The organism is Streptomyces filipinensis, from assembly GCF_014649495.1.
Classification (GTDB): Bacteria; Actinomycetota; Actinomycetes; order Streptomycetales; family Streptomycetaceae; genus Streptomyces; species Streptomyces filipinensis.
In genome coordinates this window covers 150,592-167,642 of record NZ_BMTD01000011.1, presented here as the reverse complement: position 1 = coordinate 167,642, position 17,051 = coordinate 150,592, and the positions used below count along the sequence as shown (strand labels likewise).

The following is a 17,051-nucleotide window of genomic DNA, read 5'->3' as shown; positions in this document are numbered from 1 at the left end:
CATATTCACCGCCGCCAGTTGAGGACGTTACGGAAGGTGGGCACAGCGCAACACCCCCTTCGGGCCCAATCTTGAATGGTCCGAACGGACTATGGGTAAGCGGCAGATCACCCGCGGGAGTGAGCTGACGACATACACGACCATCCCGACAAACCGGGGCAGCTGTGATGCGCCACACCGGGCGCGGGGTGACACACAAGGCGGATTCGGACACGCCCCCACCAAAAAGTCGGGGTACTTCCGGAACGATTCGGGGCCGCCAGACGTATTGATACGTGACCGCGCTGCTGTGACAGTTGAGAGCAGCTTAGGCCAAGGCCTGCGCCCGTGTCCGGGAAATGGCAACGTAGGCAGGTCAGGTTGCGCTGCCGTCACGATCCGGCACCCGAACATCCCGAGAGGGAGCCGCTCCCTCGGAACGCTCATGAGTACGGATTAGGCTGCCCCCATGCCAAAGAAGCGCTCGGGTGGTGGTCTGTCGCCCATGCAGCAGGCCGCCAAGTTCCTCGGTGTCAGTGTGCTCGCCGGAGCCGTGATGGCGGGCATCGCGCTGCCCGCGGCCGGCGCGCTGGGTCTCGCGGCCAAGGGATCGGTCAAGAGCTTCGACGAGATCCCGGCCAACCTCAAGAGTCCCCAGCTCAGTCAGCGCACGACGATCCTGGACGACCAGGGCAGGCAGATCGCCTCCGTCTACTCCCGCGACCGCACGGTGGTGGACCTCAAGGACATCTCGCCGTACATGCAGAAGTCGATCGTCGCGATCGAGGACTCGCGCTTCTACCAGCACGGCGCGATCGACCTCAAGGGCGTGCTGCGTGCCCTGAACAAGAACGCGCAGAGCGGCGGTGTCGCCCAGGGCGCCTCCACGCTCACCCAGCAGCTGGTGAAGAACTACTTCATCGAGGAGGCCGGCGACGACCCGACGAAGGTCGCCGAGGCCACCCAGCAGACGCTCGGCCGCAAGATCCGCGAACTGAAGTACGCGATCCAGATCGAGGAGAAGCTCGGCAAGAAGAAGATCCTCGAGAACTACCTGAACATCACCTTCTTCGGCGAGCAGGCCTACGGCGTCGAGGCCGCCGCCCAGCGGTACTTCTCCAAGCACGCCAAGGACCTGAACCTCCAGGAGTCGGCGCTGCTGGCCGGCATCGTGCAGTCCCCGAGCCGCTACGACCCCGTCAACGACGACGCGGAGGCCACCAAGCGGCGCAACATCGTCCTGCAGCGGATGGCGGAACTCGGCGACATCTCCCAGAAGGAGGCCGACCAGGCCAAGGAGCAGCCGCTCGGGCTGCACCCGAGCCGGCCGAAGAACGGCTGCATCACCGCGGTCCGCGGCGCCGGCTTCTTCTGCGACTACGTCCGCGACATCGTCCTGAACGACCCGGGCTTCGGGACCACCAAGGAGGCCCGGGCGAAGCTCTGGAACCAGGGCGGTCTGACGATCCGTACGACGCTCGACCCGCAGGCGCAGGACTCCGTGCAGGCGTCCGTCAAGGACCACGTCTACAAGTCCGACGCGGTGGCGACGGCCGCGACCATCGTCGAACCGGGCACCGGCAAGATCCTCGCGATGGGCCAGTCCCGCCCGTACGGCTTCGGCAAGAACGAGACGCAGATCAACCTCTCCGTCAACTCGGACATGGGCGGCGGCGCCGGCTACCAGCCCGGTTCGACGTTCAAGCCGATCGTCGCGGCGGCCGCGATCGAGGGCGGCAAGTCCCCGACGCAGGAGTACTCCTCGCCGTACGAGATGGCGTACCCGAGCCCCGTGCAGGCGTGTGACGGCAAGGTCTGGCGCAACCGGCGGATCAACCCCGAGAAGCTGACGAACGAGAACGAGTCGGAGCACGGCCCGTACGGCATGAAGGAGGCGACCGCCAAGTCGGTCAACACCTACTACGTGCAGCTGATCAAGGACATCGGCATCTGCCCCGTCACCGAGATGGCGAAGAAGATGGGCGTGGAGCGCGCGGACGGCCGCAAGATCGTCCAGGCTCCCTCCATCGCGCTCGGCACGCAGGAGATGTCGCCGCTGACGATGGCCAACGCGTACGCCACCTTCGCCTCGCGCGGTATGTACTGCACCCCGGTCGCCATCGAGTCGATCACCCAGATGGTCGGCAGCCGGGCGAGGTCCCTGCCGGTGCCGAAGTCGACCTGCTCGCGCGCGATGTCGCAGAAGACCGCGGACACCGTCAGCACGCTCCTCAAGGGCGTGGTCGAGGACGGTACGGGCCAGGAGGCCGGCCTCGGCGACCGCCCGAGCGCGGGCAAGACCGGTACGACGGACGAGCGCTTCGCGGCCTGGTTCGTCGGCTACACCCCGAACATGGCCGGCGCGGTCTGGGTCGGCGACCCTCAGCACAAGCGCAAGATGATCAACATCACCATCGGCGGCGTACCGCACGACAAGGTCTTCGGTGGTGAGGTGCCCGGCCCGATCTGGCGCGACATGATGAACGGCGCGCTGGAGGGCAAGCCGGCCGAGGACTTCCACCTGATCGACATCCCCGACGAGGACGACAACGGCAACGGCCGGGGAAAAGGACACGGGGGGAGGAACGGCGGCAAGAACGGGGACAGCACGGGCGGGATCGGGGGACTGATCGGCGGTCTGACGGACGGGGGCACGACGGACGGCGGCACGGGTGACACCATCGGCGGCACCATCGGCGGCACCGTCCCGACGCCGACCTTCTCCCTTCCGGGCAACTTCATCCAGGGACAGGGCAACGGCGGCAACGGCAACGGCGGCCGACGGGGGTGACCCCGGTGGCCGGTGAGGCGCCATCCCGGTGACACGCGTACGGCGGCGGGGCCGCACCCTTTGTCCCAAGGGTGCGGCCCCGCCGCCGTACTCCCCGCAGGGGGACGTCCGGGCACCGCTCCGCGGCAGCCCCGGTTCAGCCCTGCAGCAGCTTCTTCACCGCGGCGGCGACGCGGCCGCCCTCGGCCAGGCCGGCCACCTTCGGGTTCACGATCTTCATGACGGCACCCATGGCCCGCGGTCCCTCGGCGCCGGCCGCCTTCGCCTCCTCCACGGCCTGGGCGACGATCGCGGTCAGCTCCTCGTCGGACAGCTGCTTGGGCAGGTAGTCGGCGAGCACCTCGCCCTCCGCCTTCTCCCGCTCGGCCTGCTCCGCGCGACCACCCTGCGCGAAGGCGTCCGCGGCCTCGCGGCGCTTCTTCGCCTCGCGGGTGATCACCTTGAGGACCTCGTCGTCGGACAGCTCCCGCTTCTCCTTGCCCGCGACCTCCTCCTTGGTGATCGCGGCGAGGGTCAGCCGGAGCGTCGAGGAGCGGAGCTCGTCGCGCCCCTTGATCGCGGCGTTGAGGTCGTCCTGCAGCTTCGACTTGAGCGTGGTGGTCATGCGGTCGATTGTCGCAGGTGTGCCGGCCCGAACGCCCGCCGTTTTAAACGCCGCCGTTTCAGGGGAGGCGGCCTGCCGGGTGATGAGGGGACGCGGACAGCCTCGGGGGAGAGCGACCGGCGCGTCGGGTGTGCGGGGCGCCGGCGGCGGCTCGGGAGCCGGCCGGTCCCGCCGCACCGCCGGGGTCTGACACGATGGCCGTATGCGCGCGCGATACGGAGTACCCCTGGGAATCATGGCGGCAGGCGCCGCCGGGCTGGCGTACGCGGCGGGCTTCGAGGCCCGCTCCTTCCGCCTGCGACGAGTGACGGTCCCGGTCCTGCCGCCGGGCATACGTCCGCTGCGCGTGCTGCAGGTCTCCGACATCCACATGGTGAGCGGGCAGCGCAAGAAGCAGCGGTGGCTGCAGTCGCTCGCGGGCCTGCGCCCGGACTTCGTGATCAACACCGGCGACAACCTCTCGGACCCCGAGGGCGTCCCCGAGGTGCTGGACGCCCTGGGCCCCCTGATGGAGTTCCCGGGCGCCTACGTCTTCGGCTCCAACGACTACTACGGCCCCCGACTCCGCAACCCCGCCCGCTACTTGCTGGAGAAGACGAGCGGCCGCCACGGCCTGAACGGCAACCCGCCGGCGGTGGGCGTCGTCCACAACCCGTGGGAGGACCTGCGCGACGGCTTCGACGAGGCGGGCTGGCTGAACCTGACCAACACCCGGGGCGTCCTGAAGGTCGAGGGCGTCTCGATCGAGCTGACGGGCCTGGACGACCCGCACATCAAGCGCGACCGCTACGCCCAGGTGGCGGGCGGCCCGTCGGGGACGTACGACTTCTCGTTCGGCGTCGTCCACGCGCCGTACCTGCGCACACTGGACGCGTTCACGGCGGACGGCTACCCGCTGGTCCTGGCCGGCCACACCCACGGCGGCCAGCTGTGCATCCCCTTCTACGGCGCGCTGGTCACCAACTGCGACCTGGACACGGACCGGGTGAAGGGGCTCTCCACCCACACGGCGCACGGCCAGACCTCCTACCTCCACGTCTCAGCGGGCTGCGGCACCAACCGCTACACCCCGGTCCGCTTCGCGTGCCCCCCGGAGGCGACGCTGCTGACGCTGGTGGGACGGCAGTAGGGGGATCCGGGACGGGGGCCTCGGGGACTGGGAGGCTCGGGGGACTTGGGGGCCCAGGGGACTGGGAGGCTCCGGGGTCTTGGGGCCCAGGGGACTGGGAGGCTCCGGGGTCTTGGGGCCCAGGGGACTGGGAGGCTCGGGGGTCTCGGGGGTCTCGGGGGCCCAGGGGGCTCCGGGACTCAGGGGACCTCGGGGGCCCAGGGGCCCAGGGGACTGAGGGACCCAGGGGACTGAGTGTCTTGGGGGGCTCCGGGGCCCGGAGGCTCAGGGGCTCGGGGCTGTCGGCACCCTGCCCTCCGTCTCCCCCCGTTTCGTCTCTCTCCCACTCTTCGGCGTCACCCATCCGGCCCTCACCACATCGCCCCACCCCTCCCCCACTCCTAGCGTGAGGGCATGACCGCCCCGATACCCAGGGACCTCCCGGACCTGCCCGCGGTCCCGAGCCCGCCCCTGCTGCTGCCGGCCCCGGTCCCGGCCGCGGCGGTGGTAGCACCGGTCCGCCGCCCCAAGGTCGCCCTCATCCGCCTCCTGATCGCCCTCGCGGCCACAGCCGGCGTAGCCCTGGAACTCCTGCTGGGCAGCCCCGCCCGTACCCTCAGCTACTTCAGCATCCAGGCGAACATCCTGCTGGCCGTCGTCATGCTCCTGTCGGCGTTCAGGGCCACGCGAGCCCGCCGCCCCCTGCCATCCACCGTGACAGGCGCCACACTTCTCTACGTCGTGGTCGCGGCGCTCGTCTATCACCTGCTGCTGGCCCACACGACGCCCCCGTTCTCCATGACCGGCGCGACGACGGCTCCCCCTCGCTGGCACGGCCAGTGGGCGACCCTCCAGATCCTGCACACGCTGACGCCGACCGCGGCCCTGCTGGACTTGCTGCTGCTCACCCCCGCGGCCCGCCTGCACCTGCGCCAGACGGCCGCCTGGCTTCTCTACCCCCTGGCCTACCTGATCTTCTCCCTGACCCGAGCAGCCCTCCTTGCCCCCTCGGACCCCTCCCGGTACCTCTACCCCTTCCTGGACGTGGCCGCCCACGGCTACCGCAGCACCCTGGCCAACGCCCTCCTCCTGGGTCTGGGGATCTACGCCCTGGCCGTCCTCCTCGTGGCCCTGGACCACACCCGCCCGACACCGGTCCGCCGCAGGGTCTAAACCGGATTTCGTCTACGGCCACCAGTGGGCTAAAGTAAACGTCGTCGCCGCGAGAGCAGCGACATCGGGGTGTAGCGCAGCTTGGCAGCGCGCTTCGTTCGGGACGAAGAGGTCGTGGGTTCAAATCCCGCCACCCCGACAGCTGAAACACCAGGTGAGGCACCTAGGAACGTTCCTAGGTGCCTCACCTGTTTTCGTGTGCGTGTCTATCTGCGTGACTACCGCTCCGGACCCCGCTTGAAGATGCCGTCCATGACCACCGCGCCGGTCTGGATCACGGGCCGGATCTGCTTCCGATAGACCTCCTCAGTCACGGCCGTTCCAGAGTGGCCAACGAGCCTAGAGATCTCCTCCAGCGGGACGCCTCGGTCGGAGAGCAGGGACACGAAGCTGTGTCGCAGCTCTCTCGGGGTCCACTCGTCGGCGTTGATCCCGTCGGCGTCCTTGAGCGCCTGGCGGAAGGCGCGGCGGACGTTCGTGGCGTCGAGCGGCTTGCCGACAGCCGAGGAGAAGACGAGCCCGTGTTCCTCCCATTTATCCCCTGCGGCGAGTCGTTCCCAGCCCTGGTCCTCGAAGTGCTGCCACAGCACCTCCACGCAACGCGCCGGCAGAGCGAGCGTCCGCCGAGACTTGCGGGTCTTGGTGTCCCCGCCGCGCCGGACCGAGCGCCACACCGCGATGTGCGGAGGCTGCGGCGGGTCGGCGTCCGGGCGGCCCTTCAGGAACACGTGATCCCAGGTGAGTGCCCGCAGCTCCTCGGTGCGAGCACCGGTCAGCAGGGCGACGACGATGTACGCATGCATCGAGGTGTCCTCGGCTGCCTTGAGCACCGCCTCGGCCTGGGCGAAGGTCAGCGCTTTGGACGGCCGCCCCGGCTGACCCTGGGGCACCGAGCACAACTCGACGACGTTGCGCTTCACTTTGTCCCGCGCCATGGCTCGCTTGACTGCGCGGTTCAGACAGGAGTGGACAGCTTGCAGTGTGCGAGTGCTGAGGGTCTGTGCCTTAGCGGCGAGCCAGCGGTCAACGTCTTCCGCACTGAGGTCTCTAAGCTTCCGGGCGCCCAGGGCGGGGATCACATGGTTCTGGCTCAGGATGGTGCAGGTTTCGACGGTGCGGGGGTCGCGGCCCGCCAGGCCGTACGCGAGCCAGTCATTGACGGCGTCAGCGACCGTGTAGCCGGTCGGAGCGATCGCGAGGCCGTCTTCGTGGTCTCGCAACACCTCCTTGAGCTTGTTCTTGGCCTCAGTCTTGGTCTTGCCACTCCCCCGCTTGACGATCCGCTTGCCGCTCGGGTCGTAGCCGAGGTTCGCTGTGGCGATCCACCTCTGCCGCTTCTCGTCCCAGTGCAGGCCCCCATCACCGCGGCTACGACGCTTGGTCATCAGGCGGCCTCCACCAGCTGGCTCTGGATGAAGTCGCGCACCGCGTCGGCGGGGATGCGGCGGGCGCCATCGATCTTGATCGAGGCGAGACGGTGGGTCCGGATCAGGTCGTAGACCTTGGAGCGGCCCACCTTGAGCCGGGCCATGACTTCCGGCACGGTCAGCAGCTCGGCGGTGGCGGTCGTCATGCGGCGGTTCCTTCCAGGGCCAGGTGGTCGCGTAGGGCTTCGCGGGCGATCTCGCGGTTGAGCTGGAGGTCGCGGGCGATCGTGGCGGCGAGAGCGGATTCACCGGGGGTGTGGCCGTGGCCGGCGTACTGCCAGTCGGCCAGGACCAGGACGGTGTCCGGCTCGGTTTCGTCCAGGCCGAGGGCTTCGCGCTCCTGGGCTGCGCGGTAGTCGGCGCGTTCCTGGCGGAGGGTGCCGAGGGTGGTGGAGTAGCGGCGGGACTTGGTGGAGAAGTGGCCGCGGAAGCCGAGCATGTGGGCCCAGGCCCACAGGCGGCGGTCGGGGTAGAGCGGGTCGAGTTCCTTGCAGGCCGTGATGAGGCGGCGGGTGTGGTCCGGGACCTGGTGGCGGTCGAGTTCGGAGAGTTCGCCGATGCGACGATCGAGGGTGCCGGTGTTCTCGGCGGCTTTGGTGGCGTACTTGGCGACGTAGGAGGCGACGGCCTGTTCGGTGATGTCTGAGCCGTCACCAAAGGCCTTCACAGGGCGTACGTCGAGCTGGGTGCCCCATCGGAAGGTGCGGGCGGGTTGGTCTGCGGCGGCCGGGACGGAGACCGAGGTGTAGGAGTGGGCTGCAGCTGCGTGGATGGCGTCGGCGAGGAGGTCGACAGTGGCCCAGGCGGGCGGCGGGCTATCCGGGCCTTCGGGGCCGTCGAGGCGTATGACTGCGTGGAAGTGCAGGGCTCCGCGCTTCTGGAACTCGGCGACCTTGCCGTAGGAGACGCGGCAGTGGTCGGCGAGTTCGCTGCGGGTGAGGCCGGCGCGGGCGGCGATCTCTCGGCGGAGCCGGGTGGTGAAGCGCTGCCAGAGCTGTCCGGCGTGATTATTGAACAGGACCGCGCCCGCGTAGTCGTACGTTTCCGGGTCGAGCGCGGTGCCGAGGATCGGGTCGTCGGCGGGGTGGCGGGTGCCGCAGCGGCAGGTTCCTCGGTCGGGGCAGTTGTGAACGGGGCCGAAGGAGGGTGCGGTGAGGGTGGCGAAGACGCGGGGGTGGTCGCGGACGGTCGTGGGGATGTCGCGGCGGTCGTCTCCGGCGAGGCCGGCGCGGATGAGGTGGTAGGTGTCGCCCGCGTAGGTCCAGGCGCAGGCAGGGCAGCGGGAGGCGCGGCGGTTGCCGCAGGCGAGGCGGAGGCGTCCGCCGGGCTCGTTCTCGGTGGAGTAGTGGTGCAGGGTCTCGCCGGTGGTCTTGTCCTTGTGGAGCACCCAGCCGCGCAGGTGGATGGGGTCGGAGCAGCCGCCGGTGCGGCGGATCTGGTCTTCCCAGCGGGTGTAGTCGGGGGCCGAGGCCACCCTCAGCAGGTCGCCGAGGGTGGTCGGGTCGAGCAGCGCGTCAGGCACGGGCGCCCTCCTGGACTCGGCGGGCGGGGAGGATGCCGAGGCCGTTGCAGGCCGGGCAGTGGGCGGTGATGGTGCGGAGGTGGCCGTGCCGGTCGCGGCCGCCGAGGGTGATGGCGGCGGAGGCGAAGCCGTCGCAGTGGGAGCAGATGCGGGGCCGCGGTGTGGTGCGGTGGGTCATGCTGGGGGTTCCTTCCGGTTGCGAGATCGGACAGGGGCACGGCTCCCGGGGCGGCGGCTTCTTGGCGGTTGACGACCGCCCCGGGGGCCGGTCAGCGGCGCTTGGCGTCCGCGTGGACGAGCGAGCGGATCACCAGGGCGCAGATGGAGAGTGAGGCGCCGGTGATGGCGACGGCCAGGAGCATCGAGACGAGGACGGCGCCGACGACCAGGACCACGGCGGTGGTGCCGCCGACGAGGGCAAGCGCGGTGCCGGGGGTGAGCTGGACCGTGGGCCGGGACGGCGCTGCAGGCGCCGGGGTGGCCGGCGGGGGCGGGGCGCTCGGGGTGAGGGTGGTCGGCTCGACGACGGCGGGCGGGGTGGCGAGGCCGATCGGCGCGGGCATGGTGGGGATCTTCGGACGGAGCATCGGTGATCTCCCTTCTGGTGGTTACTTGATGAGGCTGTTGATCGCGGGGGCCAGGACGCTGTCGGCCAGGAGGAAGCCGCCGAGGAGCAGCACGGCGATGAGCCAGGCGGGCGGGCGGATGAGCTTGACGCCGAGGTAGCCGACGGCGAGGAGCGCGAACCAGAGCGGGACCTGCATGGCGGTTGCCTCCTAGCGGACGCGGCAGCGGTGGGTGCGGGCGGCGAGCTGGGCGGCGGTCTGGCTGGTGTAGTCGGCGGACCAGCCGCAGCCGTCGGAGCTGCACACGGCGGCGTGCTTGGTCTGGCCGTTGCGGTCGCGGTGGGTGCCGATCTGCACCGGGCCGATTCGCATCACGGAGTGGAAGTTGTCGCGGGCGGGCATGGCTGGTGCTCCTTCCTGGTCAGGCGAGGTGGGCGGCGATGGCGTCGGCCAGGTGGGGCGGGACGCCGAGGCGGGCGCGGAGAGTGTCGGTGTCGATCGGGGAGCCGGTGCGGATGCGGTACTCGTCGGCGACCTTGCGGGCGTGGTCGACGAGGACGGGGGGAACCGCGGGGGCCGGGACCGGAAGCGCTGGGGGCTCGTCGGTTTGCGGAGCTCGCGGTTCGTCTGCTTCGTGGGCAGAGGGCTCCGGGTCGGGCTCGGGGACTGTGTCCCGCACGGGGGCGGGCTCGGGCTCGGGTGCCGGCGGTTCTGCCCGCGTCTGGTGCTCGTGCTTGGCGGAGTGGGCGAGCAAGGTGCCGCCGAGGAAGGCGAGTGCGGGCCACCCGGCGATGCCCAGGCGGAGCAGGGCGGGCGGGTCGGCCAGGTCGAGGAATCCGGCGGTGGCGACGTTGGCGCCGAGCGAGGCGAACAGGGCGATGAGGAACCAGGACCAGGCGAGCCGGGAGGGTCCCTCGCTGCGGAGCCGTCGCCAGGCAGCGACCAGGAGCAGGTCGACGCTGACCGGGTAGGCCCAGGCCTTCCAGCCGTCCTGTCCGGCAGCGGCGGCCAGGTCGTGCAGATGGGCGAAGGAGAGGGCTCCGGCAATCACGGCCTGGACCAGGACGGCGTCGACGCGCAGGCCGGGGCGTGTGGCCATCAGGAACCCTCGGTGGTGGTGTCGGGCGGCTCGGGGAGCGAGGCGGCCAGCGAGGGGCTGACGGCTTCGACGAAGTCGAGGTCAGCGCCGTTCGTGTCGGCGTACAGGGCGAGTTGGCCGAGCAGGAGCACGGTGCGGGCGAAGTCCTCGCAGTCGGGGCACATGGCGGTCGTTCTCCCTTCATCAGGCATGGCTGGGGTAGGGACTTGGCGCGAAGGCGGTCGCGCCGACCGTGGAGGGGGGAGTCAGGCCGTTACGGGGGCTGCCTTGGACAGCGGCACCGGTGTAGCGGAGGTGCCGGTCAGCACAGGGCGGAACGGAGCCAGTTCGGGCAGGTCCGGGGTGCGGTCGGCGTGCCGGTTGCAGATGTTCGCGGCCTGGCGGAGCGAGGTGTGCGGGGCGCGGATGCGGTGCCAGCCGCCGGTCGAGTCACCGGCGATGGCGATTCCGCGCATCTCGGCGGGGATCTGGATGGCGGCCAGGACGGCGTCCGGGGAGATGTCGCCGAAGGCCATGTTGGCGCTTGTCTCGTCGTTGACGCGGTGGGCGGTGCGGCCGGTGAGCTGGGCGCGGAGCATGGTGATGCCCTTGCCGAGTTCGGAGCCGAAGCGCTGGCCGCAGATTTCGAGGTAGATGCCGGCGGCGCGGCCGAGCTGGGCGAGGCGGACCAGGGCGGTGATGATGCGGTCGCGTCGCTTCTCTTCTTCCTTGGTGGCGAAGAGGGCGAGTTCGGCGACCTCGTCGACCAGGACGACGATGGGGGTCGGGCGGAGGTGGTCGGGCAGGTCCCAGATGTCGGCGGCGATCTCGGCGTCCGGCACGTCGGCGGTGATGCGCTGTTCGGCGCGGATGAGCTGGTAGATGTCCTCCATGCGGGACACGAGTGCGTCAAGGAGTTCGGCGGCGGTGTTGGGGTTGTCGGCGAGGGCGGAGAACCGGCGGGCGAGCGGGAAGAGTTCGACGCCCTGCTTGCAGTCGATGCCGACCAGGGCGACGTCCATCGGGGCGAGGCCGGCCACGAGGTTGCGCTGGTAGACGGACTTACCGGATTCGGTGGCGCCGAGGGTGAGCGCGTGGGGTATCGCCCGGTAGTCGCGGTAGTGGACCGAGCCGTCTTCGCGCAGGGCGACCAGGATCCGCATCGGGCGGGTGTCGAGCCGGGTGGGCATCTGCACCCGCTTGAGCACGTCGTAACCGGTCATCCGCAGCTCGATCACGCCCGAGCGCAGCTCGCGCGAGGTGACGCCGTACATCGAGAACGAGTGGCGGAGTCGGTCGGAGGCGGCGGCGAAGTCGAAGGCGTCCTGTCCCGGCCGCAGCTTGAGCCGTAAGACCAGGCCGGTGCAGGTGGGCCGCAGACTCAGGATGCGCGGCGGGCGGGACTCCGGGACCGGCCGGCTGGTCATCCGGGCGAGGGCGAGGCGCCAGCGGGAGGGCGGGACGGTCAGTCCGCAGGCGTCCATGACCGAGGCGTACCGGACGAGGACGCGGATCGTGGCGAGGGTGACCCCGAAGGTCAGCCAGTACCAGGCGGGGCGCCGCCACCGCAGGAGCCCCGCAGAGGCGACGACCAGCACGAGCGTGACCGTGAAGGCGGTCATGGTCAGGCCGCCTTCGCCTTCGCGGCTATGTCAGCGAGGGAGGTGACGGCGACGGCGCGGAAGGCGATGCCGTGCCGCTTCTGGCCGTTGAACTCGTTCTCCCAGGGCCGTGCGATGAGCCCGGTCAGGGCGACCGGGGTGCCCATGGCCAGGTCACCGGAGATCCCCGTCTCGGGGACGGTGATGGACAGGATCTCGACCTCCTCGTGGGCCGCGAACATCACGTCGACGGTCATGAGCTTGGCGCCGGTGTCGGCGTCCACGGCGATCTCGCCGGTACGGCGGTCCTTCACCTTGGGCTGCGGGGCCTTGGCGACCATCACGGTGGCGGCGGCGGTGTCGACGGGGATCTGACGCATGGCAAAGCACTCCTCTACAGGGGTGGGACTCCGTCACTCATGTACATGAGTGACATGAAGAAGAGTGCATCACTCCTATACATGAGTCAACCCGCCGCGATTCAGAAGTCGCGACGGGTTGCGGGGAGTTGAGCGTGCGTCAGTCAGCAGCCGGGATGCGATACTCGAAAACGAACTGGTCAGCGGCCATGAGCGTGTCACAGACCTCCACGACGCGGCCCTCGGTCGTACGCGCCTCACGGATCAGGTGGACCACGGGTGCACCGGGGCTGAGGGCGAGTTCAGATGCCTCCGCCTTCGAGGCCGGCCGCGCCTGCAAGGTCTCGACGAACTCCGCGAACTCGTGCCCGTGGTCCTCGAGCCGGGCGTAGATGCCACCGCCGCCGGGGTTCTCGGCGAACAGCTCCGGGATCTCCTTCACCACGTCCCAGGGGAGGTAGGAGGTGGCGGTTTCGACGGGGGTGCCGTTGCGGAAGTAGAGGCGACGGCGGGCGAGCACCTGGGCGCCGGCGTCGACGCCGAGCCGTTGGGCTGCATCCTCGGGGGCCTCCATGGGCCCGATGTACAGGACGCTCACCTTGGCAGTGGCGCCGGACTGTGCCGACTCGGCGAGGTAGGCGGCCTTGCCGCCGCGGCGGTGTGAGCGGCGGAAGCGGTCGGAGGAGCGGTGCCGTACCGGCGGCCGGTCCTTCACGATCGAGCCCTTGCCGTGCCGGGTCTCAACGAGCCCACTCGCCCGGACCTCAACCATGGCCTTGCGGATAGTGCCGCCGGACACGCCGTAGCGGTCGACCAGCTCGGATTCACTCGGCACCATGTCACCGGGCTTGAGAACACCAGCCCTGATCTGCTGCACGATCTCGTCAGCGATCTGCACGTAGCGAGGTACGGACCGCTCACCTCCTGCTGCGGTTCCCATAGTCCTTCTCTGCCTCCTATGCTCCTGTACATGAGTGAATCACAAGGAGCAACGCCCGCGCCGCTGCACTCGGTATCCGTAGCCGGGGTGGTGGTGCGTGAGGACGGGCGGCTCCTGGCGATTCGCCGTGCGGACAATGGCACCTGGGAACTGCCCGGCGGGGTGCTCGAACTCGACGAGACCCCGGAGGCCGGCGTAGCCCGCGAGGTCCTGGAGGAGACAGGCATCCAGGTCGAGGTGGACGAGCTGACCGGCGTCTACAAGAACACCACCCGAGGAGTCGTGGCCCTGGTCTTCCGCTGTAAGCCATCCGGCGGTGCCGAGCGAACGTCGAGCGAGTCGACAGCCGTGGAGTGGCTGACGCCCGACGAGGTCAGTGAGCGCATGGCCGAGGTCTTCGCTATCAGGCTCTTGGATGCCTTGGATGGCAACGGCCCGCACGTGAGGAGCCACGACGGGAAGCGCCTCATCACAGCGGGATAAGACTTTCTCTACTTCATCAAGGCCCGCGCACGGCGCGGGCGCGCGCCGCCTCTGCGGCGCGGCCTGCCTCCTGTCTCCGCCCCGGCTGGCCGCGCCCGGCGGCGCGCTACGTGCTGCGGGCGAGGAGGGAACCCTCTGTGGCTGGGGCGGTCGGCTCCGCGACTTTAGCCAGCCACTTTGGCGCGAGCCTCGAAGATCATGGCCCCAACGTCGTGCTTTACCGGGCAGGTCCACAGACTGCCCGACGCGCCTGAAGCTTACGGGGCCATGATCACTCGCGCCAAAGCAGCTCCCGGCCAAAGTCGCTCCGCCGACCTGACGGTCATGCGGAACGGCAGGTCCTGGCTACAAAATGTGGATCAGCTGAACTTCATCCGTGCCCTTGCGCCGGAGAAGCAGTTCATGACCATCTTCTAGCTGCTCATCGATGAAGTCGTAGAGGCTGATCGAACGATTCACCACATCAGTCTTGGACAGCCCCGTCCGAAGCTGCAGTCGCTGCAAGCCGTCAGCAGCCTTGGCAATCAGAGCCACTGTGATCCGTTCGGCAACCGCGGGTCGCGGTGCGTCCGTCTTTCCCGGCAAAGCCATGACCTCCTCAAGATCAGTCGTCTTCCTGCATCCTCCAGCATCATCATGCTCCACACAAAGACTGCTCACTCCGCAGCATATAGCTGTTGATTTGCTGCGTCCATGCTGTATGGTCGACGCAAGTCAGTCTCCGACTGGCGCCAACCAGGGCGACGACTGAGCCAAGGACGGCCGAGAGGAGGTGATCGCCATGTGGCCATGACCTTGGTGACCACAGGCTCACGCCGTGAGCCGCACCAGGGCGCATAGGAGTGATGCGTCTTGGAAGAGATGGAAGACGGCCTGGGTGGACCCTCTGCTGCTGCTGAGCTCAATATCCAGCTGCGGCCGGTCGGTTCCCTGTCCGCCAACGTCAAGCTCCCCGGCCGCGAAGCCAAGGAGCTGCTCAGGACTCTCATGGTGACCGTAACCATGGTGTGCGTTGTCGCTGGGCCCGCGCTCGTTCTGTGCATTGGGGCCCTGTACGGAGTGCCGATTGTCGTTACTGTCGGCGTTTCCATCCTCGAACTGGGGGCGGTCGGCTTCATCTTCGGCCGCAAGGCATCACGCACGGGAGCCGCGTCCGAGTGACGGACGTCAAGAGAGGGGGGGCCACGTGGTCCCCCCTCCGAACTGCGAGATCCGGATCTATCTGCCGACGACCTGCCGCTAGCGGGCGGACATGAGTGTCTAACTGCGTGACAACGCCAGCGAACAGCTGCGGACGAGCGCGCACACTCCGGACCATCGCAGCAGGTGAGAGACACACCAGCCCGAGGTTGAGCACGTGGCCTAGTTGCTTCGGGACGAAGAGGTCGTGGGTTCAAATCCCGCCACCCCGACAGCTGAAACACCAGGTCAGGGCCGGTTTTCCTTCACGGGAAACCGGCCCTGACTCGTTCCGCAGGGTCCCTGGGGAGTGAATGGGGAGTGGATCAAGGAAATCGACTCCCCGAACGTCACCCTTGGCGGTCTCTCAGCAGCGCATCGAGCGCGTGCACCGGTGACCGCGGGTGCATGGCAGACCGTGCCGCCAACGCTCCCTCCCACTGCTCGGTCAGTTCGTCCATGAGCCGGTTCCTCATGCCTGGTTGGGCAAGGGCGGCCCCGCGACTTTGGCGAGACGAGGGGGCCGCCCTTGGCATAGCTAGAACGGGGGTTCGGCGTCTGTTCCGGCGGCGGAGTTGTTTGCCGCGGCCCACGTGTCGTCGCCGCCCGGGCCGTTCTGGGGGCCACGCTTGCCGTTGATTTGGACAGTGGTGAAGCGGACGGACGCGCCGATGTCGTCGACCTCGACGGCGAGCATGGAACGCTTCTCGCCCTGGTCGTTGGTCCAGTCGTGCTGCCGCATCCGACCCGCGGCGACCACGCGCGAGCCCTTGCGCAGGGACTCGGCGACGTGCTCGGCGAGGGCGCGCCACGCGGCGCACCGGTAGAAGGCGGTGGTGCCGTCCTTCCACTGGTTCGAGGTGCGGTCGAAGCTGCGCGGCGTGACAGCGATGGTGAACTTCGCCAGCGCGGCACCGCCCTCGGTGAACTTCAGTTCCGGCTCGTCGGTCAGGTTGCCGACGAGGGTGATCGGGGTCTCTCCGAACGACATGGGGTTCCTCTCCAGTTCAGCGATGGAGTTCGTTGCGGTTGCGGGCGATCAGCCCGTACGCCGGCGCGGTGATGGTGTTGGTCTCCTGCCGGACCGGGCCGGAGTAGTGGTGGTGGGTCTCGCTCCGAGTGGCCTTCACGGAGCGGATGGCGGAGCCGATCGCGGCGGCGAGTGCGGCCACGGCGGCGAGGGGGAGGGTGATGAACAGGACGCTGGTGAGGATCACGGCGGCGAATCCCTGGCAGGCGAGCCAGATCCCGCAGCCGGCCCCGACGCAGGTGGCGCCGACGCCGATGCCGGCGACGGCGGTCCCGGCGGCCCACGCGGGGACGATCCGCCGGTCCGGCTGCAGGACCGGGGGCGTACTGCCGTAGGTCGGCAGCGGAGTCTCGTCTCGGTAGGCGGTGGGCATTTGCGGCGCGGGCCGGTAGGCGTCGGCGATGATCCGGCGGGCCTCTGCAGAGGCTTCGGTGTCGGTCAGGCTCGGGTGCCAGGCCGGGAGTGGGGCGTGGTCGGGCATGGTGGGCTCCTGCCGGGGTCAGGTGAGGTGGCGGGCGGCTTCGGCGAGCGCGCCGGACATGGCGCGGACGGGCCTGACGGCGCCGGTGGGCGGTGAAGAGGCCGAACAGGAAGAGCGCGAACGCGCTGAAGAGACCCACGAAGCGGCTGGGCTTCGTGGTCCTGCCCTGCGTGCGTGGGGTCACCACGCACGTGATCGGCGACTTTCCACCGCTGAGGGTTATTGAATCGACAACAGACGAGCCGTCACGAGGCTTCGGTCTTGGGACTCCAACTACCCATGTTTTAATAGCACTTTGCGTGAGCGAGAAGAGGAGTTGACGTGAAGCTGCGTGATTTGGCGCCGAAGGGTGCTCTCGTTGCGGCGATGAGTGGCCTACTTCTGATCTCCGGTGGCCCCGCTCAGGCCTCCTCGGGCTGGGACTACATGGGTGCCACGGATTTCTACGACGGCGGTGGCGGCAGGTACTACACGGCCGACGTGTATTCGACGGGCGGTGACATCAAGATCTGTATCAACACGGCCGCCACCAAGAACTACGTCTACGACCTGTGGGAGCACGACAGCACGAACAGCGATGAGTTCGTCACTGCCGTGACGGGCGGAGGCTGCCGGACGATCAGTAACATCGGGTCGTACGTGGACGGCGACAACGGCAAGGCCGAGTTCTACGTCTTCACCTATGACTCGTCCGCCATGAGCGTCAAGTGGTGGGACTGACGCGCGGTGA

Annotated in this window: 22 protein-coding genes and 1 tRNA gene; 7 read left to right on the top strand and 16 right to left on the bottom strand. The window is 69.1% G+C overall.

The genetic code is table 11. The annotated features are described in order from the left end of the window. Nucleotides 1-448: 448 nt before the first annotated feature. Complete coding sequence (locus tag IE244_RS24445; RefSeq protein ID WP_191875709.1) at nt 449-2,770, top strand: transglycosylase domain-containing protein; 2,322 nt, start codon at nt 449-451, stop codon at nt 2,768-2,770. A gap of 136 nt (nt 2,771-2,906) precedes the next feature. Here the strand turns inward: IE244_RS24445 and IE244_RS24440 are convergent, their stop codons facing one another. After that, nucleotides 2,907-3,374: a GatB/YqeY domain-containing protein gene (locus tag IE244_RS24440; RefSeq protein WP_191875708.1), complete on the bottom strand. Its 468-nt coding sequence runs from the start codon at nt 3,372-3,374 to the stop codon at nt 2,907-2,909. 202 nt (nt 3,375-3,576) lie between these two features. On the opposite strand from IE244_RS24440, the gene IE244_RS24435 reads away from it, so the two are divergent. The 3 genes from IE244_RS24435 (at nt 3,577) to IE244_RS24425 (ending at nt 5,794) form a co-directional block, all read left to right on the top strand. Further along, nucleotides 3,577-4,503, top strand: a complete 927-nt coding sequence (locus tag IE244_RS24435; protein WP_191875707.1) for a metallophosphoesterase — start codon at nt 3,577-3,579, stop codon at nt 4,501-4,503. A 393-nt stretch (nt 4,504-4,896) separates the two neighbouring features. Continuing rightward, nucleotides 4,897-5,655, top strand: a complete 759-nt coding sequence (locus tag IE244_RS24430; protein ID WP_191875706.1) for a Pr6Pr family membrane protein — start codon at nt 4,897-4,899, stop codon at nt 5,653-5,655. A gap of 65 nt (nt 5,656-5,720) precedes the next feature. Further along, a tRNA-Pro gene (locus tag IE244_RS24425) sits at nt 5,721-5,794 on the top strand. Nucleotides 5,795-5,873: 79 nt separating this feature from the next. Here IE244_RS24425 and IE244_RS24420 read toward each other — a convergent pair. From IE244_RS24420 to IE244_RS24365, 12 genes are all read right to left on the bottom strand, one after another. Further along, nucleotides 5,874-7,040: a site-specific integrase gene (locus tag IE244_RS24420; protein ID WP_191875705.1), complete on the bottom strand. Its 1,167-nt coding sequence runs from the start codon at nt 7,038-7,040 to the stop codon at nt 5,874-5,876. After that, on the bottom strand, nt 7,040-7,228 hold the full coding sequence (locus IE244_RS24415) for a helix-turn-helix domain-containing protein (protein ID WP_190219739.1): 189 nt from the start codon (nt 7,226-7,228) through the stop codon (nt 7,040-7,042). Before IE244_RS24415 ends, IE244_RS24420 begins: the two co-directional genes overlap by 1 nt. After that, nucleotides 7,225-8,604, bottom strand: a complete 1,380-nt coding sequence (gene repSA / locus IE244_RS24410) for a replication initiator protein RepSA (RefSeq protein ID WP_191875704.1) — start codon at nt 8,602-8,604, stop codon at nt 7,225-7,227. The genes IE244_RS24415 and repSA overlap by 4 nt, the downstream gene beginning before the upstream one ends. After that, entirely contained in the window at nt 8,597-8,782 is a 186-nt protein-coding gene (locus IE244_RS24405; protein ID WP_191875703.1) for a hypothetical protein, read from the bottom strand. The genes repSA and IE244_RS24405 overlap by 8 nt, the downstream gene beginning before the upstream one ends. A gap of 91 nt (nt 8,783-8,873) precedes the next feature. Then, nucleotides 8,874-9,191 (bottom strand): SpdD-like protein, encoded by a 318-nt coding sequence (locus IE244_RS24400; protein ID WP_191875702.1) that lies wholly within the window; start codon nt 9,189-9,191, stop codon nt 8,874-8,876. Between the two features lie 21 nt (nt 9,192-9,212). Then, nucleotides 9,213-9,368, bottom strand: a complete 156-nt coding sequence (locus IE244_RS24395) for a hypothetical protein (RefSeq protein ID WP_103784904.1) — start codon at nt 9,366-9,368, stop codon at nt 9,213-9,215. Between the two features lie 12 nt (nt 9,369-9,380). Next, nucleotides 9,381-9,572, bottom strand: a complete 192-nt coding sequence (locus IE244_RS24390; RefSeq protein ID WP_031098944.1) for a mobile element transfer protein — start codon at nt 9,570-9,572, stop codon at nt 9,381-9,383. 19 nt (nt 9,573-9,591) lie between these two features. Then, nucleotides 9,592-10,269: a DUF2637 domain-containing protein gene (locus IE244_RS24385; RefSeq protein ID WP_191875701.1), complete on the bottom strand. Its 678-nt coding sequence runs from the start codon at nt 10,267-10,269 to the stop codon at nt 9,592-9,594. Continuing rightward, nucleotides 10,269-10,433, bottom strand: coding sequence for a hypothetical protein (locus tag IE244_RS24380; protein ID WP_191875700.1), 165 nt, complete (start codon nt 10,431-10,433; stop codon nt 10,269-10,271). The genes IE244_RS24385 and IE244_RS24380 overlap by 1 nt, the downstream gene beginning before the upstream one ends. Before the next feature lie 81 nt (nt 10,434-10,514). Continuing rightward, nucleotides 10,515-11,870: an FtsK/SpoIIIE domain-containing protein gene (locus IE244_RS24375; RefSeq protein WP_191875699.1), complete on the bottom strand. Its 1,356-nt coding sequence runs from the start codon at nt 11,868-11,870 to the stop codon at nt 10,515-10,517. Between the two features lie 2 nt (nt 11,871-11,872). Then, on the bottom strand, nt 11,873-12,229 hold the full coding sequence (locus IE244_RS24370; protein ID WP_191875698.1) for an SCO3933 family regulatory protein: 357 nt from the start codon (nt 12,227-12,229) through the stop codon (nt 11,873-11,875). A 139-nt stretch (nt 12,230-12,368) separates the two neighbouring features. Further along, nucleotides 12,369-13,148: a GntR family transcriptional regulator gene (locus tag IE244_RS24365; protein ID WP_191875697.1), complete on the bottom strand. Its 780-nt coding sequence runs from the start codon at nt 13,146-13,148 to the stop codon at nt 12,369-12,371. A gap of 18 nt (nt 13,149-13,166) precedes the next feature. Here IE244_RS24365 and IE244_RS24360 point away from each other — a divergent pair, with 18 nt between their 5' ends. Next, entirely contained in the window at nt 13,167-13,631 is a 465-nt protein-coding gene (locus tag IE244_RS24360) for an NUDIX hydrolase (protein ID WP_191875696.1), read from the top strand. Nucleotides 13,632-13,976: 345 nt separating this feature from the next. Here the strand turns inward: IE244_RS24360 and IE244_RS24355 are convergent, their stop codons facing one another. Further along, complete coding sequence (locus IE244_RS24355) at nt 13,977-14,276, bottom strand: hypothetical protein (protein ID WP_191875695.1); 300 nt, start codon at nt 14,274-14,276, stop codon at nt 13,977-13,979. 207 nt (nt 14,277-14,483) lie between these two features. Here IE244_RS24355 and IE244_RS24350 point away from each other — a divergent pair, with 207 nt between their 5' ends. Then, nucleotides 14,484-14,792, top strand: a complete 309-nt coding sequence (locus IE244_RS24350; RefSeq protein ID WP_191875694.1) for a hypothetical protein — start codon at nt 14,484-14,486, stop codon at nt 14,790-14,792. 556 nt (nt 14,793-15,348) lie between these two features. Here the strand turns inward: IE244_RS24350 and ssb are convergent. Both ssb and IE244_RS24340 read right to left on the bottom strand, forming a co-directional pair. Then, entirely contained in the window at nt 15,349-15,801 is a 453-nt protein-coding gene (gene ssb / locus IE244_RS24345) for a single-stranded DNA-binding protein (protein WP_191875693.1), read from the bottom strand. 16 nt (nt 15,802-15,817) lie between these two features. After that, on the bottom strand, nt 15,818-16,321 hold the full coding sequence (locus tag IE244_RS24340; protein WP_191875692.1) for a hypothetical protein: 504 nt from the start codon (nt 16,319-16,321) through the stop codon (nt 15,818-15,820). A gap of 366 nt (nt 16,322-16,687) precedes the next feature. Between IE244_RS24340 and IE244_RS24335 the strand changes: the two genes are divergently transcribed. After that, entirely contained in the window at nt 16,688-17,041 is a 354-nt protein-coding gene (locus tag IE244_RS24335) for a YndA family protein (protein WP_191875691.1), read from the top strand. The last annotated feature ends 10 nt before the right edge of the window (nt 17,042-17,051 follow it).

Bases quoted from the DNA above. Each gene is read 5' to 3' on its own strand.
- IE244_RS24445 (WP_191875709.1), top strand. From the start codon at position 449: ATGCCAAAGAAGCGCTCGGGTGGTGGTCTGTCGCCCATGCAGCAGGCC.
- IE244_RS24440 (WP_191875708.1), bottom strand. From the start codon at position 3,374: ATGACCACCACGCTCAAGTCGAAGCTGCAGGACGACCTCAACGCCGCG.
- IE244_RS24435 (WP_191875707.1), top strand. From the start codon at position 3,577: ATGCGCGCGCGATACGGAGTACCCCTGGGAATCATGGCGGCAGGCGCC.
- IE244_RS24430 (WP_191875706.1), top strand. From the start codon at position 4,897: ATGACCGCCCCGATACCCAGGGACCTCCCGGACCTGCCCGCGGTCCCG.
- IE244_RS24420 (WP_191875705.1), bottom strand. From the start codon at position 7,040: ATGACCAAGCGTCGTAGCCGCGGTGATGGGGGCCTGCACTGGGACGAG.
- IE244_RS24415 (WP_190219739.1), bottom strand. From the start codon at position 7,228: ATGACGACCGCCACCGCCGAGCTGCTGACCGTGCCGGAAGTCATGGCC.
- IE244_RS24405 (WP_191875703.1), bottom strand. From the start codon at position 8,782: ATGACCCACCGCACCACACCGCGGCCCCGCATCTGCTCCCACTGCGAC.
- IE244_RS24400 (WP_191875702.1), bottom strand. From the start codon at position 9,191: ATGCTCCGTCCGAAGATCCCCACCATGCCCGCGCCGATCGGCCTCGCC.
- IE244_RS24395 (WP_103784904.1), bottom strand. From the start codon at position 9,368: ATGCAGGTCCCGCTCTGGTTCGCGCTCCTCGCCGTCGGCTACCTCGGC.
- IE244_RS24390 (WP_031098944.1), bottom strand. From the start codon at position 9,572: ATGCCCGCCCGCGACAACTTCCACTCCGTGATGCGAATCGGCCCGGTG.
- IE244_RS24385 (WP_191875701.1), bottom strand. From the start codon at position 10,269: ATGGCCACACGCCCCGGCCTGCGCGTCGACGCCGTCCTGGTCCAGGCC.
- IE244_RS24380 (WP_191875700.1), bottom strand. From the start codon at position 10,433: ATGTGCCCCGACTGCGAGGACTTCGCCCGCACCGTGCTCCTGCTCGGC.
- IE244_RS24375 (WP_191875699.1), bottom strand. From the start codon at position 11,870: ATGACCGCCTTCACGGTCACGCTCGTGCTGGTCGTCGCCTCTGCGGGG.
- IE244_RS24370 (WP_191875698.1), bottom strand. From the start codon at position 12,229: ATGCGTCAGATCCCCGTCGACACCGCCGCCGCCACCGTGATGGTCGCC.
- IE244_RS24365 (WP_191875697.1), bottom strand. From the start codon at position 13,148: ATGGGAACCGCAGCAGGAGGTGAGCGGTCCGTACCTCGCTACGTGCAG.
- IE244_RS24360 (WP_191875696.1), top strand. From the start codon at position 13,167: ATGCTCCTGTACATGAGTGAATCACAAGGAGCAACGCCCGCGCCGCTG.
- ssb (WP_191875693.1), bottom strand. From the start codon at position 15,801: ATGTCGTTCGGAGAGACCCCGATCACCCTCGTCGGCAACCTGACCGAC.
- IE244_RS24340 (WP_191875692.1), bottom strand. From the start codon at position 16,321: ATGCCCGACCACGCCCCACTCCCGGCCTGGCACCCGAGCCTGACCGAC.
- IE244_RS24335 (WP_191875691.1), top strand. From the start codon at position 16,688: ATGAGTGGCCTACTTCTGATCTCCGGTGGCCCCGCTCAGGCCTCCTCG.